We start from the raw sequence: 17375 nt of genomic DNA, 5'->3' as shown, positions 1-17375 counted from the left end.
TTGACAATAAATCCAAATTCAGAAATAAGCGGGCATGACCATTGCACCCGCCTTCGCCTCCATCCTCGCCACGCATGCGCCGACGGCCGCTGCGATCAGCGCCTTGCTCTATCCGCATGGAGAAGTCGTGCTGCACGATCTCAGGACCGGTACGGTTGCAGGGATCTGGAACTGCTTTTCCGGGCGCGCGGTCGGCGAAGATTCGCTGATCGAGGAAGAGTTCGCCGCGGTCGGCAGCGCCGACGCCGTGCTCGGTCCTTATGAAAAAACCGGCACGGATGGCCGGCGCTTCAAGTCGATCTCCGCCGTGCTGCGTGACGGCACGGGCGAAGCGGTCGGCCTGCTCTGCATCAATCTCGATATGTCGATGATCGATTCGGCGGTGAAGCTGCTTTCGGCTTTCGCCGGCGCCGAGCAGCCGAGGCCACAGGCGCTCTTTGCGCGCGATTGGCGCGAGGAGATCAATGCGACGCTGCATGGCTGGCTGAAGGAGCGGGGGCTGGCACTTTCGGCCCTGAAGCGCGGCGATCGCGTGGCGCTGGTGGCAGCACTCGATGGACGCGGACTGTTCCAGACGCGCAATGCCGTCGATCACCTGGCAAGCCTCATCGGCGCCTCCCGCGCCTCGATCTACAATTATCTTGCTGCGGCACGCGGCGAGGCACCCTGATTTGAAACACGCGCAATTCCGGACGGAGACCGCTTCGCGTCTCCCCGTAGTTGCCTGATCTGCAACCGTTTCGCGCGCCGCCGGGCGCCGAGAGGAGGAGACTTCCATGACGACCTTGCCCGATTTCCGCCTCGAAACCCATTTCTCCCGCTGGGAGTTCAATGCCCGCCACCACATGACGGCGAGCGACAGCCAGACGATAAGCATGAGCGATCTGCTCGCACTTGCCGACGACGAGGACCGCGCCGCCTGGGAAAGCGTGACGCTCGGCTATACCGAGACCCATGGCGCGCCGGCGTTGAGAGCGGCGATCGCTGCCACCTATGAAGGCCTTTCGGCCGCAGACATCCTCTGCTTCGCCGGCGCGGAGGAGGGGCTCTATTGCGCCATGCTGGCGCTGCTCGGGCCGGGTGACCATGCGATCGTGACGGTCCCGAACTACCAGTCGATGGAAACTTTGCCGGTAACGATCGCCGGTGCCGTCACCGGTGTGCCGCTCCGCCCGGAAAACAACTGGCGGCTCGATATCGCCGACGTGCGCGCTGCCTTGAGACCCAATACCCGGCTGATCTGCATCAACTTCCCCAACAACCCGACCGGCGCCATCGCCGACCAGGAAACGTTCCGGGCTCTGGTGGCGCTCTGCGCCGAGCGCGGCATCCATCTCTTCAGTGACGAGGTCTATCGCGGCCTGGAACGCGATCCCTCGCTTCGGCTGCCGCAGGCGGCCGAGTGCTTCGAGCGCGGCATCTCGCTGAACGTCATGTCCAAGGCCTACGGGCTTCCGGGCCTCAGGATCGGCTGGATCGCCTGCCGCGACCACGCACTGCTCGAGCGCATGGAGAAGATGAAGCACTACCTGTCGATCTGCAATTCGCGACCGTCGGAAGTGCTGGCGACGATCGCGCTCAAGGCCCGCGCTGTTATCCTCGATCGCAACCGGGCGCTGGTCGCTGCCAATCTCGAAAAGCTCGGTACCTTCTTCGCCGAGTTTCCCGATCTCTACGAATGGCGGGCACCTGACGGAGGCTGCGTCGGATTTGCCCGCTATCTCGGCGCCGACGGTGTCGAGACCCATTGCCGGCGTCTCGTGGAGGAGTCGGGCGTCTTGCTCCTTCCTTCGAGCCTCTTCGTTTCCGATCTTCTTCCGGTCGCAACCGATCGCTTCCGTGTCGGTTTCGGCCGCAAGGACATCGAGATCGGGCTCGATGCCTGGCGCCGGCATCTCACCGGGCTTCGTGCATCCGCCTGACACCCGCAAGCCGAAGGATATCTCGTGCTTTCCCGCGGCGGCATTCGGTCGCCGCGGTGCCGGTTGGCGGCCGTGCCCAGAAATCGCGCGAATGTGGATATACACCGGGCAGCAATGGTCCTGTCGTTAGGGCCGTGTTAACCAGCGGCCCCTGCCACCGAGTGTTCCCCCTGCTGATGCATTACAGACCCGAAATCGATGGACTGCGCGCGCTTGCCGTGGTGCCAGTCCTCCTGTTCCATGCCGGTTTCGGCCTTGTTGCCGGCGGTTTTGCCGGCGTCGACGTCTTCTTCGTCATTAGCGGCTTTCTGATCACCTCGATCATTCATAGCGAAATCCACGACGGGAGCTTCAGCATCGTCCGCTTTTACGAGCGGCGGGCCCGCCGGCTCGCGCCCGCGCTCCTGCTGGTTTGTGCCGTTTCGATTCCTTTCGCGCTTCTGTGGATGCTGCCGCAGGAGCTCAACACGTTTGGCAAGAGCCTTTATGCCGTGAATTTCTTCGCCTCGAATTTCCTGTTCTGGGATCAGACGGGATATTTCGAGCCGAGCACCGATCTGATGCCGCTGCTGCACACCTGGTCGCTGGCGGTCGAGGAGCAGTTCTATCTCGTCTTTCCGCTGCTCCTGCTTGTGCTGCGCCGTGTGTCTGCGGCAACGACGCTGAAGGTCGTGCTGGCACTCGTCGCCTTGAGTTTTGCGATGACGCAGCTCCTGGCGCGGGTCGATCCGGCCGCGAATTTCTATCTTCTGCCCAGCCGTTTCTGGGAGCTTGGCATCGGTGCGGCCCTGGCGCTTATGGGCGCCGCGAGGCTCGATCTGGCAAAAGGCCGCCGCGAACTGCTCTCGGGCCTCGGCCTGGCCGCGATCATCGCGAGCTACCTCTTCGTGCCGGAATCGGCCTTCTATCCCGGCTTTACGACGGTGCCCGTGGTGCTCGGAACGGCGCTGGTTCTTGCCTTTGCGCACGGCGACACGGCCGTCGGCCGGCTGCTGTCGCTGAAGCCGCTGGTCGCGATCGGCCTCATCAGCTACAGCCTTTACCTCTGGCACCAGCCGGTCTTCGCCTTCGCGCGGCTGAGGGCGATCGACGGCATCCCGGCCGAGGGCTATGCACTCTTGATCGTGCTGTGTTTCGCGCTCGCCTATCTCAGCTGGCGTTTTGTCGAGCAGCCCTTCCGCAATCCCAAGCGCTTCGGGCGCGGCGCGGTCTTCGGCGCAACGCTTGCCGCCGGATCGGCGGCGATCGCACTCGGCTTCGGCTTCGATGGTTCGGACGGACTGGTTGCCCGGAACGGCGAGCTCGCGCAGTTGACACAGCCGAGCGTCGGTCTCGGCAAGAAATGCGATGCGGTTGCCGATCTCACATGCGCCACCAGCCCGAAGCCGGAAGTCGCGGTCTGGGGCGATTCCTTTGCTCGCCATCTCGTCGATGGCGTCATCGCCTCGAAGCCGGACGTGCGGCTGGTGCAGCTTGCCAAGAACAATTGCGGTCCGTTCCTGAACCTGGCGCCCGTCGTTCCCCGGCTCGGTCGCAACTGGCCGCAGGACTGCGCGCGCTACAACGACGACGTCCGCCGCTTTCTGCTCGCCAACCGGTCGATCCGCTACGTCGTTCTGTCCTCGCAACTCAGCCAGTATCTGCAGCAAGAGAAGGTGCTCGTCGACGGCCGCAAGGAAATGCCGTCGGAAGTGAGCCTCCTCAGCGATGGCCTGCGGACGACGCTCGCCTGGCTGGAGGCCAACGGCTTCGAAGCCGTCTTCGTGGCGCCGACGCCGCATGACGGCCGCGACACGGGGCTCTGCGTGGCGAGGGCACGGCTGCTCGGCGAACCGGATCAGCGCTGCGAGCCGGCGCTGAAGGACGTGCGCAAGTATGATCAGGACGTGCTGAAGGTGGTCGCCGATATCGCCGACGAATATCCGGTCGTCAGCTTCATGAACTATCTCTGCGATGCGGATAGCTGCAAGGTCGAGGACAAGGGCGTCTCGCTCTTCGAGGACTTCGGGCATTTCTCCGCGCAAGGGTCACGCCAGATGGTCCGTGCCTTCGACTTCTACCGCTCCTTCATCCAGGCGGCGGAGCGCGATGCTCTTTCCTGGCGTGAGCCTGGTGGCCTGCCGCTCTTCGGGAGCGCCGATCTTTAACGGCGTGTGCCACTACCGGGCGCTGTCCATCAATCTCCAAAAACAGACGCCCCGGATCATGCGATGCCGGGGCGTTTGCTTTTGATTTGGCTTGTCGCTCAGATCAGGCGCGACGGCTGCGACGCTCGCGGGCCGGCGCGGCTGCCGTTTCGTTGGCGGTCTTGTTGCGCATGGGGCCGATCTTTTCGATGATCAGCTCCAGCGTCGGGCGCTCGCGGCGCACATGCTCGTCCAGCGCCACGCGCATGGCGGCGAGGTGGTCGCAGGTGGTGCCGCAGCAGCCGCCGATGATCTTGGCGCCGGCATCGGCCGCAAGCCGTACATATTCGGCCATCAGCGGCGGCGTGCCGGAATAGTGGATCTCGGAACCGCGGAATTCCGGAATGCCGCAATTGCCCTTGACGATCACGGTCGCCTCAGGGGCGGCTTCGGTCATGTCGAGCAGCGAGGAAAGGATGTCCGAAGCGCCGACGCCGCAATTGGCGCCCACGGCCACGGGCCCGTTGCCGAGATCGCTGACGACACCGTGGATATCCTTCGGATGCAGGCCCATCATCGTCTTGCCGGCGGTGTCGAAGGAGCCGGTATAGACGTAGGGCAGGCCCACCTTGGCAGCGGCTTCGGCGGCGGCGCGGATTTCGTCCGGCGAGGACATGGTTTCGATCCAGGCGACTTCGGCGCCTCCGGCCTTCAGGCCTTCGATCTGCTCGATGAAGGCGACAACCGCGTCCTCATAGGAAAGCGCGCCGAGCGGAATCAGCAGTTCGCCGGTCGGGCCGACGGAGCCGGCCGTGATGACCTTGCGCGGTGCCTTGTCGGCAACGGCGCGGGCGATCTCGGCGGCGCGCTTGTTCAGCGCATGCACGCGGTCGTCCGCCTGGTGCAGTTTCAGGCGATGGCGGGTGCCGCCGAAGGTGTTGGTGAGGATGATGTCGGCGCCGGCGTCGACGAAATCCTGATGCAGCTTGGTGATGTTCTCCGGCTTGCTCTCGTTCCAGAGTTCCGGCGCTTCGCCGGCCTCCAGGCCCATGGCGAAGAGCGACGTGCCGGTGGCGCCGTCGGCGAGAAGAATGCCTTTTTCGGCGAGGAGAGAGGAGAGGACATTGGATGCTGCGGTCATCGGTTTTTCCCGGCTAGAAGAGATTACACTAAGATATAAAGATATCTTTATGTCTTGGCAAGCGTTCAGCGTCGGGAGGCTGGCGCTTCCGCGCGCATGCTCATGCGGCCGGCAAGCCCGAGCCCGAAGACGGCAAGCGCGGTCAGCAGCCACATCGGGTCGGCACGATTGAGGAAGAAGCTTTCGAGCATGGCATTATAGGTCATGAAGATGACCACCATCACGCAGAAGTCGGCAAAGATCTGCGCCTGCGGGCGACGATAGGCGCGGATGTAATCGAAGAGCGGTTTGACGAAGAGGAGGGCCGTCATGAGGATGCCGCCCGGCACGCCGAACATCAGCACCGCGTCGAGATAGCTGTTGTGACCGGTAACGATGCCGCGCACGTCCCAGCTCGCCTCGAAATTCGCTTCCATTCCCATGATCACGGGCGATAGCCAGAAACTCGCATAGCCCTGGCCGAGCCACGGGCGCTCGGCGATGCTGGCACTGGCGAATTTCCAGATGTCGTCGCGGCCGGTAAATGTCGGATCGTCGATCAGGGCCTTGGTGATCGAAAGCAGCGTGTCGGAATAGATGCTGCCAAGCGTCAGGCCGAAGATCAGAGCCGACATGGCGAGGTGGGCGAGGATCATCAGGCTGGGGCTGCGCACGGCGCGCCCGGCAAAGACGAGGCCGATCGCGATCGGCAGGAAGCCGATCGTCGTCTTCGACCCGGTATGAAGCACGAAATTGGCCGCAAGAAGCGTGATTGCCCAGCCGCGCAGCGGCGCACCGGCACGCAGGCAATAGATGCCGAACATGCAGAGGATGGAAAAGACCGGCGCCGAGACGTTCTTGTGCAGCAGGTGGCCGCGCCAGAAGCCGGCGTGCCAAGGTTCGTCGCCGAAGGCCGAATGGATGGCGCGGTCGGGCGCCACGAAGAGCGCGGCATAGTCGATCAGGATCAGAAGCAGGATGGCGTTGGCGCCGGCATTGACGAAATCTCGCTCGCTCCTCGGCAGCACCAGCACGCCCGCCACCATGATCATCGCAATGAGGCTCAGCGTCAGGCCGCGGGCGGAAGCCGCAGGATCATAGGACTGCAGGCAGGAGAGATAGGCGATCGCGAAGATCGCGATCCAGCTCGGCGAGACCAGGCGGGCCAATATCCGCCTGTCGACCGTAAGCAGCATGGCGAACAAATAGACCGCGCCGAGCACCAGGTAGCCGACCTGGTTGATGATATTGCCTTCGTTGGCGGCGTTGGGGTCCGTGGTTACCGCACCCTCAAACGGGATCAGCGTGAAGACGATGAGGAACAGGCCAAGGCCCGAGAGCAGCGCGGCAAGACCGTGGACGAGCTCCGCCAGGCCGGCATCGAAGGCAGCCGGCACCCGCTGACGCTCGGTGGATAGGTTTGCCGTGGCTGAGTTCGGGTGCATGGCCTGCCGAAACGGGTGGAAGTTTGCCGCGTCGCGGGCGACGCCTTCGTTTGTGAACCCACGCCGGTGTCGCCGTTGAGGCTGGCCGGGCAGGGGAGACGGTCACCTTGGCGCAATCAGGTTAAACCTCGGTGAAGCGCGAGATGGTGTTGCCTACAGCGCCGCGCGTCTTATCAGACGCGCAAAGGTCGCTGTAGCACTTTGACTTTCTGCATGTCTTTGTCCTTAGATCGAGATCGATTTAAGGAGACATGCAGTGGGGCGACGGCTTTGTGCCTCGGCCGCCGGGACTGTGATATTTGCAGACGGATTGCCGCAGGTGCTTGCCGCGCCGGCCTGCTACCCATAAAAAGGCGGGGATGTCTCGGCCGTGGAAAACGCGGCCGCTGCCGTATTGAGCGGCATGTCTTCCATAATTCGATCACGATTTTCGTCCCGAGGTCGTTCGATAGCGTCGAAACGAGAAAACACGATATGCAGTCCCTTATCCGTATGGTCGCGTCCGCCGCGGTCTCCGTGAGCCTGCTCATTGGCAGCGCCTCCTATGCCGCAGCCGGACAGGCGCATTTTGTCGTCAACGCCGAGACCGGCTCGATCCTCGAAGCCGATAATGCGGACGAGCTGAACTTTCCGGCGTCGCTGACGAAGATGATGACGATCTACCTCGCCTTCGAAGCGCTGAAGAACGGCACCCTGCAATGGGACCAGAAGCTGACGGTTTCGGAACACGCCAACGGCCTTGAGCCGTTCAAGCTTGCCGTCGGCGCCGGCCACCAGATCACCGTGCGCGAAGCGGTCATGGGCATGGTCGTGCTTTCGGCCAACGACGCAGCCGTCGTCATCGGCGAGACGCTTGCCGGCAACGAGCCTGCCTTCGGCGAGATGATGACCCGCAAGGCCAAGGCTCTCGGCATGAGCCGCACCGTGTTCAAGAACGCCAATGGCCTGCCGGACCCGGCCCAGGTGACGACGGCGCGCGACATGGCGACGCTCGGCCTGGCGCTGATGCGCGACTTTCCGGCCGAGTTCCAGCTCTTCGCCAACAAGACGATCGAGTTTCGCGGCATGAAGCTGCGCGGCCATAACGGCGTGATGAAGCGCTACGAAGGCGTCGACGGCATCAAGACCGGCTATACGGACGCGTCCGGCTACAACCTCGTCACCTCCGCCAAGCGCGGCGACACCCGGCTCGTCGCCGTCGTCATGGGCGGCAAGACTGCACAGGCGCGCGACGACGACATGATCGCTCTGCTCGACAAGTTCCTGCCGCCGAAGGAAGACGCGAGTGCTGCCAGCGTTGCCGAGCCGGTTGCAGCGGCAACGGCAGCGACCACGACGACCAACTGATCGCAGAAGAACAGTCTGCCCCTCACCCTAACCCTCTCCCCGCAGGCGGGGCGAGGGGACGCGGACTGTCGCCAACTGTCAGCCTTGGGTTGACCGCCAGCTATGGCGCCCGGTGTTCCGGGTGATCTTGTTGAGCTAGGGAATGCGACTTCGCCACGCGTCCCTTCTCCCCGTCAGAACCGGGAGAAGGTGCCGGCAGGCGGATGAGGGGCGCGTCTTTAGACGGCACCGCTCGCTCGCCGACTCACGCCGCCGCGCGATCCTCGTGGCTCGTTGGCGTGACCATGGCGGAGATGACGGTGGAAAGGTCGAGCGCACCGATCGGGCGGCCGTTGACGTCGACCACATGGGCGCTTGTGACACGGGCAGCGGTCATCATGCGGGCGGCCGATTCCAGCACGGTCCCGGTCACGAGCGGTACGCCTTCGGCATTGCCCGAGAGCGGGCGCATGATCGTTTCGACATTGATCACCCGCCCACGGTTCACTTCCTTGACGAAAGCGGTGATGTAGTCGTCGGCCGGCGAAAGCACGATCTCCTGGCCGGTGCCCTGCTGCACCACGCGTCCGTCGCGCAGGATGGCGATCTTGTCGCCGAGGCGCAGCGCCTCGTCGAGATCGTGGGTGATGAAGACGACGGTCTTCTTCAGTTCCTTCTGCAGGTCGAGAAGCACGGTCTGCATGTCGACGCGGATCAGCGGATCGAGCGCCGAATAGGCTTCGTCCATCAGAAGGATATCGGCGTCGTTGGTGAGCGCGCGGGCAAGGCCGACGCGCTGCTGCATGCCGCCCGAAAGCTGGTTCGGATAGTGGTTTTCGAAGCCCTTGAGGCCGACGCGCTCGATCCAGCCGCGCGCACGCTTCTCGCTCTCCTTGCGCTCGATGCCCTGGATTTCGAGGCCGTAGACGGTGTTGTCGAGCACGGTACGGTGTGGCAGCAACGCGAATTTCTGGAACACCATCGCCGTCTTGTGGCGGCGGAATTCCCGGAGAGCGTCGTCGTTCATCTTGCAGACATCGACACCGTCATAAAGCACTTCGCCCGAGGTCGGGTCGATCAGCCGGTTGATGTGGCGGATCAGCGTCGACTTGCCGGAGCCGGAGAGACCCATGACCACCATGACGCCGCCGGCGGGCATGGAGATGTTGATGTCCTGCAGGCCGAGCACGTGGCCGTGCTTCTCGTTGAGCTCGGCCTTGCCCAAGCCTTTCTTGACGGCGTCGACAAAGTCGCCGCCGCGGGGTCCGAAGATCTTGTAGAGGTTCTTCACCTCGATCGCGTGACTAGCCATGGATAACCTCCGAGTGCTTTTGCAGCCGCTTGCCGAAGGCCTGGCTGGTACGGTCGAAAATGATGGCTATGCCGACAAGGGCAAAGCCGTTGAGGAAGCCGACGGTGAAGAACTGGTTGGCGATCGCCTGCAGCACGTTCTTGCCGAGGCCGCCGACGCCGATCATCGAAGCGACGACAACCATCGCCAGCGACATCATGATCGTCTGGTTGATGCCGGCCATGATGGTCGGCAAGGCGAGCGGCATCTGCACATTCTTCAGTTTCTGCCAGGACGACGAGCCGAAGGCGTCGGCCGCTTCCATCACTTCCTTGTCGACGAGACGAATGCCGAGATTGGTCAGCCGGATCATCGGCGGCACGGCGTAGATGACGACCGCGATGAGGCCCGGCACCTTGCCGAGGCCGAAGACCATGACGACAGGGATCAGGTAGACGAAACTCGGCATCGTCTGCATGACGTCGAGGATCGGGTTGATAAAGGCCTGCACCCGGTCCGAGCGCGCCATCAGAATGCCGATCGGAATGCCGATGACGATCGAGATGAGCGTGCAGACGGTGACCATCGCAAGCGTGACCATCGTGTCGTTCCAAAGCCCGACAAGGCCGATGGCGATCATCGACAGCGCCGTCCCGATGGTGACGTTGATGTTGCGGCTGCCGAAATAGACGACCGCCACCATGAGCACCAGGACCAGGATCCAGGGCGAGCCGACGAACAGGCTTTCGAGGTAGTTCAGGAACCATTGAAGCGGCTGGACCATCCTGTCGATGATGTCGCCATAGGACCGCACGAATCCCTTGAAGCCGTCATCGACGGTCTTGCGAGCGAGCCGGATCGTGCCTTCGTCAATGGCAGGGAACTTGCAGAGCAAAGCTGGCAAGACACTGCAGATGGATGCCATATGTATCCCCTTCTTGGCCGGAAGTCTTTTATCTCGCCGGTTGCGTCTCGGCATCGATTTGCGTCGATGCCTGCGCACACTGCTGGTGGCCTCTTTGGGCCCGGCTCTTGAACTGTGTCAGCGAAATGTGGCGTCCGCTTTACTGTTTGCGACGCGGACGGCCTCGCTTCGCCGCCTCTGGAACGACGCGCGCTCGAACGGAACCCGTGAGAGCGCTGCATTGTCCCCGTTCCGGCATCACAACCGGAACGGACAGGCGGCCGTGAGGGACGGCGCGCCTGCCCTTGTGTCGTGTCAGAGTGCCGCCTTGACCTTTTCGGCCACTTCCGGGCTCACCCACTGGGTCCACATGTCCGGGAACTCGGCGAGGAAGTGCTTGGCGCCATCCTCGTTGGTACCCTGGTTCTGGTCCATCCAGGCGAGAACCTTGTTGACGGTGCCGTTGTCCCACTTGCGCGCCTTGACGTAATCCATGGCGACGCCGGCCTTCTCGGAGAAGGACTTGGTCACGACCGTGTAGACGTCGGAAACCGGGTAGGAGTTGACCTTCGGTGTCGGGCAGTCAGGAACGGCGGTGCAGGCGTCCCAGTCGGCCTTGTCGTGGTCGACGCCGAAGGAGAGGCGGGTCATTTCGTACTTGCCGAGAATGGCGGTCGGCGCCCAGTAGTAGCCGAGCCAGCCGGTCTTCTTTTCGAAGGCGTTGGCGATCGAGCCATCGAGGCCGGCGGCCGAACCGGTATCGACCAGCAGGAAGCCGGCTTTTTCCGCGTCCAGTGCCCGATAGAGATTGGCGGTCGAGACCTGGCAGTTCCAGCCCGACGGGCAATTGTGAACCGCGGCCTTCGACGAATCTTCCGGCGACGGGAAGAGTTCCGGATGCTTCAGGGCGTCCTGCACCGTCTTGATGTCAGGATGCGCGTCTGCGAGGAATTTCGGGATCCACCAGCCCTCGATGCCGCCTTCGCTCAAGATCTTGGCGGCTTCGATCAGCCGGCCTTCCTTGATCGCGGCGTCGAGCGGCGTGCGCACGGCGTTGACCCAGAGTTCCGGCGCCATGTCGGGTTGCGACTTTTCGTTCATGGAAGCGAAGGTCGGCATGGTGTCGCCGGTGACCAGCGTCACGGTGCAGCCGTAACCGTTTTCGAGAATGAACTTGTCCACCTGGGCGGCGACGCCGGCGGAAGCCCAGTTCATTTCGGCAATGCTGACTTCACCGCATTCCGCAGCCTGTGCGGAACCCGCCAGAGCGTAGAGGCCCGCGGCGAGAATGGTGGAAGCGAGGAGTTTCTTCATGTTGCAAGACCTCCCAGTCTTTATTTGCAGCCAATATCCAAACGGGAACCTACGGCGGATGCCGAGCATCCTCCGTCACCCGGAGCAATCATGCAGCCTGGGGTTCGGCATCAAATCAAACCAAGGTTCACCCTTGCTGCGGACGGTGCGGGAGTTCGTTTTCAGCCCTGGCCGCGGAACCCTGTCGCCCGCCAATCTCCTCTTATACCGCCAGCCAAGCCTAAGTATTCTCGTTGAGAAATCAACCTCTTCAATCGGAACGTCGGGTTGCCGCCGCTCTTTGCGCGTTCTGTCTGCGACATCGCTGGCGGGCGCTTTTTGAGCATGAGAAAGGCCGAATTTAAGCAATACCGACAATTCCTGCCGCAAAAAATGGCGCTATGCGCCACATCGTTCGAATCCCTGTCGAGATCCTGACGTTTCCTGTCGTGATTGCGTCACGGCGATTGTCGCGCATGTCGCGAAAAAAATTCAAAAAAAGCCGGAATTCATCTTTGGTTAAATCCTCAATAACCATCCGGTAACGATGTCCAGCTAATTGTTCTTCTCGCGGCGGGGGACTGCCGCGGGTCCGGATCAGGTAGTGCGTCCCGGATTTCAAGCGAACCTTCGGTGCGTTACCCCGAAGTGACCAGGCGTTTTTTGGGCGGCCGCATCCCTCTTCTCGAGGTTGATGCGGCCTTCGCATTTCAGCACCAGCGTCGGACATAAAAAAACCGCCCCGGATGGGGCGGTGGAGGAGGCTCTGGGAGGAGAGCTCGAAGGGGCATCTGCGCCCCGATCGCGGACCTAGCCGACGTTCGACGTACGGATGAAGCCGAGCGGACCGAAGGGCGCGTCGACAACGAGGTTGCGCACGCGTGACTGGCTGGTCGGAACCTTGGAGTTCCAGGCGATCTGGACGAAGTTGGGCTTGCTGAAGATGTACAGCATGGACGTAAACCTTGAGAGGCCGGAGGCCTATCCCCCGGAGCGTGTTGCTATGCCGCTGATATAGGTGTGCGCTGCAATAGAATGAATGCCAAACTCGCCATGCGATGTCGCAATTTGGCTACCGGCTGCGGCATTTTCGACAAGCCTTGCGAAAGGCCGAAACAATGCGTGAGAAGCCTCGCTCGATTGCGGCGAAATCGTGTCGAAACAGACCTTTGCCGCTGACCGTTTCAGTGTTACCGATGGCCGCATGACACGCAGGATCATGTTGCAGGGAACCGGCTCGGATGTCGGAAAATCGGTACTGGTGGCGGGGCTCTGTCGGCTCGCCGCCAATCGGGGCTTAAAGGTCCGGCCGTTCAAGCCGCAGAACATGTCGAACAACGCCGCCGTTTCCGACGACGGCGGCGAGATCGGCCGGGCGCAATGGCTGCAGGCGCTGGCCGCGCGCGTGCCGTCGTCCGTGCACATGAATCCCGTGCTTTTGAAGCCGCAGTCCGACGTCGGCAGCCAGATCGTCGTGCAGGGCAAGGTGACGGGGCAGGCCAAGGGCCGGGAGTACCAGGCGCTGAAACCGAAGCTGCTTGGCGCCGTGCTGGAAAGCTTCGAACAGATCTCGGCCGGCGCCGATCTCGTGGTGGTGGAGGGCGCGGGCTCGCCGGCGGAGATCAACCTGAGGGCCGGCGATATCGCCAATATGGGCTTTGCGACGCGCGCCGACGTGCCCGTCGTGCTCGTCGGCGACATCGACCGCGGCGGGGTGATCGCCTCGCTCGTTGGCACCCATGCGATCCTTTCGGACGAGGACCGGCGCATGGTCACCGGGTACCTCATCAACAAGTTCCGCGGTGACGTTACGCTGTTCGATGATGGCACCGCCGCCGTCAATCGATTCACCGGCTGGCCCTGTTTCGGCGTCGTGCCATGGCTGAAGGCAGCAGCCAGGCTGCCGGCAGAAGATTCGGTCGTGCTGGAGAAACTGACGCGCGGCGAGGGACGGGCGCTGAAGGTTGCCGTGCCGGTGCTGTCGCGCATCGCCAATTTCGACGACCTCGACCCGCTGGCCGCCGAGCCCGAGGTCGATCTCGTCTTCGTCCGGCCGGGCAACCCGATCCCCGCTGATGCCGGCCTCGTCGTCATTCCCGGATCGAAGTCGACCATCGGCGACCTCATCGATTTTAAGGCGCAAGACTGGGATCGCGATCTCGAGCGCCATGTGCGCCGCGGTGGACGGGTCATCGGCATTTGCGGCGGCTACCAGATGCTCGGTCGTCGGGTCACTGATCCGCTCGGCATTGAGGGTGGCGAACGTGCGGTCGAGGGCCTCGGGCTTCTCGACGTCGAGACCGAGATGGCGCCGGAAAAGACCGTGCGCAACAGCCGCGCCTGGTCGCTGGAGCATGACGTGGCCCTCGAGGGTTACGAGATCCACCTGGGCAAGACGCAAGGGGCCGATTGCGACCGACCTTCGGTTCGCATCGACAACCGTGCGGATGGTGCGCTTTCTGCCGACGGCCGGGTGATGGGTACCTATCTGCACGGGCTGTTCACGAGTGACGCCTATCGCACAGCACTTTTGAAGAGCTTCGGCATTGAAGGCGGCGCCAGCAACTACCGCCAGTCGGTCGACGCGGCGCTCGACGATGTCGCCGGCGAGCTGGAGGCGGTACTCGACCGGCGCTGGCTGGACGGGCTGCTCGGCAGATAACCGAAAAGGCGGGCAGCGGAAATCATCGGGATTCCTGGCGACAGCATGGACAAGCCTGAAACCCCAGCATCTTCCACCGTTCCGCTGTAGAATTCACTGGGAAGAATGGAGCGCTCAGCTGCGGCCGCGCTCGGAGACAGGTGTTGCAATGCAGGACGAAACCAGACGAGCCCATTGGGACAAAGCCTATCAATCGAAAGGCGAAGCGGGGGTCAGCTGGTTCGAAGATGCGCCCGCCGTTTCGCTCGATCTCATCCGCAGGCACGTGACGATCGCCACCGCGTCGCTGATCGATATCGGCGGCGGCGCCTCGCGGCTGGTGGACGTGTTGCTCGACGAGGGCATGAAATCAGTGACGGTGCTCGATTTGTCGCCGGCGGCGCTCGATGCCGCCAGGGCAAGGCTCGGGCTGCGGGCCGACGCGGTCCACTGGGTTGCGGCCGATGTGACCGCGTGGCGGCCGGATCGGACCTACGACATCTGGCACGACCGCGCCGCCTTTCATTTCCTGACCGATCCGGACGACCGGGCGGCCTATATCGAACGCCTGACGGCGACCGTCGTTCCGGGCGGACACGCCGTTATCGCCACCTTCGCGCCCGATGGTCCGGAGCGCTGCAGCGGTCTGCCCGTGGCGCGTTACGACCCGGCGGCGCTGGCCGAAGTGATCGGACCGTCCTTCCGGCTTGTCGAGCATATCATGCACCAGCACACGACGCCGTGGAACTCGACGCAGGCCTTTCAATTCAGCGTGCTGGAGCGGGTGACGCACTAGGGCCGCAACCGGTTTGGCGCCTGCGTCGCTTCTGCCGTGGCTAGCGCACCTGCGAGAAGGTGAAGGCTCTGTCGCCGTGGTACCAGATGAACTCGTTTTCCCGGGCGCTCAGTCCTCCGGGATTCCGCGAGACCATCCCACAAAGGTTCGTCGTTTTCAGCCACAGGAAACAAACCTCGTCCTTCTCGAACCGGACCTCGACGTTGCTCATCCTGCCGGCGCCGAGCGAAGCCCAGTCTCCCGTCAAGGTGGCGATGCCCTCGGGCGAAACGACAGCTTCATGTTCCTCGCCCGAATCCAGCATGCGTCCACGCAACCGGTGCCCGAAGAACAACGAACGGAGCTCATCGGCTGGCAGCCTGTCGCGAATGCTGACGTCGGTGTTCATCAGGGTCTCAGGCACGCCCGCCAGGCGCAGTCCCTGATAGAGCTTCTCGCTGGCATGCGGCTGCGCCAGGTCCAGCGGCGGGCGCTCTGAAATGCAGACGGGCGTTCCGCCACGGCTGATGCGAAGCGCGTCGTAGCGGGCGACTGCCGCCTCAGCCTCCGCGCGGTGACCGAGATGTCCGGCGGCAGAGGCAAGGAGAAGGAAAGGACCGTCATCCTGGGGGTTGAGCGCGATGCTGCTTCTCGCCGCCGCTGCTGCTACTTCGAAATCCTCCAGGCTGAACTGCGTCAGGCCGAGGACGTACAGGAAGAAGGACGGGGAGTGCGGATCGAGGCGGATCGCCGTGCGGATATAGGGCAGGGCCTCCGCCGGCCGACCGGCGGATGTCAGCACGAAGGCCGTCAATGCGTAGCTCCAGGAGTCGCCGGGTTCCAGCGCGATCGCTTCCTTGAGGTCTGCGAGCGCGTCGGCATGCCGCCAGTCCACTTCGGCAAGGAGGGCCGCTGCCTGATAGGCGAGTGCCGTCTTATGTTTCTGCGCCATCCGCAGAAACTGCCGCGCCTTGGCTCGCGCCTCGAAGCGCGTGATGCCCAGCTGATAGTGCCAGCGCCACAGATAAATGCGCGCATAGACCATGGCTGCGGCGGCATAGGCACGTCCATAGGCGGGATCGAGCGCAATCGCCTGGTCGAAATAGGGCAGTGCCTTTGCGAAGTCTTCGGGCGTGGTGCGCCGGTGGTGCTCCCAGCCGCGCAGGAACGCATCGAAGGCCGCCGGCACGGTCGTTTCCTTGCGCCCGAAGGCCATCTGCTGGTCAGGATCCAGCCGCAACGCAAGCGCTTCGGCAATGCCGCGCATCACTTCGTCCTGCAGCGCAAAGGCGTCGGTGAGCGATCCGTCGAACTTTCCGGCCCAGACGTGACCGCCATCCAGGGAATCTATGAGCTGCGCATTGATGCGAAGTTGCTCTCCGGCACGCTGGACGCTGCCTTCAAGCACATATCTCACACCGAGTTCTTCCGACACCTGCCTGGCTGTCACCGATCTCCCCTTGTAGGTGAACGTCGAGTTGCGCGCGATGACGAACAGGCCGGAGATCTGGGCCAGTTCGGTGACGAGGCCGTCGGTCATGCCATTGGCGAAAAACTCCTGCTTGGGGTCATCGCTGACATTGGCAAACGGAAGCACGGCGATCGAGGGCTTGTCTGCCTGGCTGAAGTCCACAGCCTGAGCCGGACGGATGTCGGCAGGCGGCTGCCACGGGCGCCACCAGGCGGCGCCGGCGGCGGCTGTGAATGCCAGGGCAGATGCCGCTGCCAGGGCGACCCAGCGTCTTCCACGGTGCGCCCTGGCCTTCGGCTTGCCGGCGTGGGCTTCGTCCAGCCAGAGACGGTAGGTCCGAACCGGTTTTTCGACGTGTTTCAGGCGCTGCTCGCCGAGAAAGACGAAACCGACATCGAGGTGCTTCTCGACCTGGTCGTAGGCGGTGCCGGAGATGACGATGCCGCCCGGTTCGGCCAGGCTCTGCAGGCGCTCGGCGATGATGACACCATCGCCGTGGATGTCGTCGCCCTCGACGATCACGTCGCCAAGATTGATGCCGATGCGGAATTGCAGCCGCCCCGCGTCCACGCCGCGACTATCAGATTTGGCGCGCTGCACCTCGACCGCACATCGGACTGCCTCGACGACGCTGTGGAACTCGACCAGCAGGCCGTCGCCCATGGTCTTGATCAGCCGGCCGCGATGCGTCTCGATGCTTTGTTCGAATAGTTCGTGCAGGTCGGCCTGAAAGCGGGCGCAGGTACCCTCCTCGTCGGCCTGGGTAAGCAGCCCATAGCCGCAAACGTCGGCAATCATCACGGCGGCGAGCCTGCGTTCCATGTGCCTACCGGATAAACGAAGCCCCTCGGGTCGGTTGCGGGATGGTTCAGCGACCTTTGCGCGTCCATAGGACGCGCGGCGCTGCAGTTTAACGCAACATCTGTAATTGCTAAAATATGTTCGTTCGCGATCTGCCATTCGCCTAATGTCCGGTGCGGCTTCGCGCTCGACAAATCGTCGCGCGACGCAAGTCGGCCGGGGAGGTGTCGCAAGCGTCGATTGACTTTGCGGCGCCCGCT

At 63.2% G+C, this 17375-nt stretch carries 14 protein-coding genes; 6 read left to right on the top strand and 8 right to left on the bottom strand.

The genetic code is table 11. The annotated features are described in order from the left end of the window. Window positions 1-34 precede the first annotated feature (34 nt). From BLU35_RS22850 to BLU35_RS22840, 3 genes are all read left to right on the top strand, one after another. The gene (locus tag BLU35_RS22850) at window positions 35-670 is read left to right on the top strand and encodes a helix-turn-helix transcriptional regulator (protein WP_093234612.1); all 636 of its coding nucleotides are present in this window, start codon (window positions 35-37) and stop codon (window positions 668-670) included. Between the two features lie 106 nt (window positions 671-776). Then, on the top strand, window positions 777-1922 hold the full coding sequence (locus tag BLU35_RS22845) for an aminotransferase class I/II-fold pyridoxal phosphate-dependent enzyme (protein WP_058323201.1): 1146 nt from the start codon (window positions 777-779) through the stop codon (window positions 1920-1922). A 176-nt stretch (window positions 1923-2098) separates the two neighbouring features. Then, the gene (locus BLU35_RS22840; protein WP_093234611.1) at window positions 2099-4069 is read left to right on the top strand and encodes an acyltransferase family protein; all 1971 of its coding nucleotides are present in this window, start codon (window positions 2099-2101) and stop codon (window positions 4067-4069) included. A gap of 103 nt (window positions 4070-4172) precedes the next feature. On the opposite strand, the gene bmt is transcribed toward BLU35_RS22840, so the two are convergent. Then, window positions 4173-5189 (bottom strand): betaine--homocysteine S-methyltransferase, encoded by a 1017-nt coding sequence (gene bmt, locus BLU35_RS22835; protein WP_058323199.1) that lies wholly within the window; start codon window positions 5187-5189, stop codon window positions 4173-4175. A 65-nt stretch (window positions 5190-5254) separates the two neighbouring features. After that, complete coding sequence (locus BLU35_RS22830; protein ID WP_093234610.1) at window positions 5255-6613, bottom strand: O-antigen ligase family protein; 1359 nt, start codon at window positions 6611-6613, stop codon at window positions 5255-5257. Between the two features lie 474 nt (window positions 6614-7087). Here BLU35_RS22830 and BLU35_RS22825 point away from each other — a divergent pair, with 474 nt between their 5' ends. Beyond that, complete coding sequence (locus BLU35_RS22825) at window positions 7088-7960, top strand: D-alanyl-D-alanine carboxypeptidase family protein (RefSeq protein ID WP_093234609.1); 873 nt, start codon at window positions 7088-7090, stop codon at window positions 7958-7960. A 244-nt stretch (window positions 7961-8204) separates the two neighbouring features. On the opposite strand, the gene BLU35_RS22820 is transcribed toward BLU35_RS22825, so the two are convergent. The 5 genes from BLU35_RS22820 to BLU35_RS22805 all read right to left on the bottom strand — a co-directional run bounded on the left by BLU35_RS22820 (window position 8205) and on the right by BLU35_RS22805 (window position 12381). Beyond that, complete coding sequence (locus BLU35_RS22820) at window positions 8205-9251, bottom strand: quaternary amine ABC transporter ATP-binding protein (protein ID WP_057254173.1); 1047 nt, start codon at window positions 9249-9251, stop codon at window positions 8205-8207. Further along, window positions 9244-10155 (bottom strand): ABC transporter permease, encoded by a 912-nt coding sequence (locus BLU35_RS22815; protein ID WP_057254175.1) that lies wholly within the window; start codon window positions 10153-10155, stop codon window positions 9244-9246. The genes BLU35_RS22820 and BLU35_RS22815 overlap by 8 nt, the downstream gene beginning before the upstream one ends. A 294-nt stretch (window positions 10156-10449) precedes the next feature. Then, entirely contained in the window at window positions 10450-11448 is a 999-nt protein-coding gene (locus BLU35_RS22810) for an ABC transporter substrate-binding protein (protein ID WP_057254177.1), read from the bottom strand. Window positions 11449-11788: 340 nt separating this feature from the next. Beyond that, window positions 11789-12049, bottom strand: a complete 261-nt coding sequence (locus BLU35_RS35095) for a hypothetical protein (protein ID WP_143032967.1) — start codon at window positions 12047-12049, stop codon at window positions 11789-11791. A gap of 188 nt (window positions 12050-12237) precedes the next feature. Beyond that, window positions 12238-12381, bottom strand: a complete 144-nt coding sequence (locus tag BLU35_RS22805; RefSeq protein WP_093234608.1) for a hypothetical protein — start codon at window positions 12379-12381, stop codon at window positions 12238-12240. Between the two features lie 250 nt (window positions 12382-12631). On the opposite strand from BLU35_RS22805, the gene BLU35_RS22800 reads away from it, so the two are divergent. Next, the gene (locus BLU35_RS22800) at window positions 12632-14089 is read left to right on the top strand and encodes a cobyric acid synthase (protein ID WP_093234661.1); all 1458 of its coding nucleotides are present in this window, start codon (window positions 12632-12634) and stop codon (window positions 14087-14089) included. Window positions 14090-14237: 148 nt separating this feature from the next. Next, window positions 14238-14864 carry a class I SAM-dependent methyltransferase gene (locus tag BLU35_RS22795; protein WP_093234607.1) on the top strand — a complete coding sequence of 209 codons (627 nt, stop codon included), beginning with the start codon at window positions 14238-14240 and terminating at the stop codon, window positions 14862-14864. A 40-nt stretch (window positions 14865-14904) separates the two neighbouring features. On the opposite strand, the gene BLU35_RS22790 is transcribed toward BLU35_RS22795, so the two are convergent. Then, the gene (locus BLU35_RS22790) at window positions 14905-17136 is read right to left on the bottom strand and encodes an adenylate/guanylate cyclase domain-containing protein (RefSeq protein WP_093234606.1); all 2232 of its coding nucleotides are present in this window, start codon (window positions 17134-17136) and stop codon (window positions 14905-14907) included. Window positions 17137-17375: the final 239 nt, after the last annotated feature.

It is taken from the genome of Sinorhizobium sp. NFACC03, from assembly GCF_900103435.1.
GTDB lineage: Bacteria > Pseudomonadota > Alphaproteobacteria > Rhizobiales > Rhizobiaceae > Ensifer.
The sequence above is the reverse complement of the archived record's forward strand: the minus strand, read 5'-3'. Positions and strand labels throughout refer to the sequence as shown.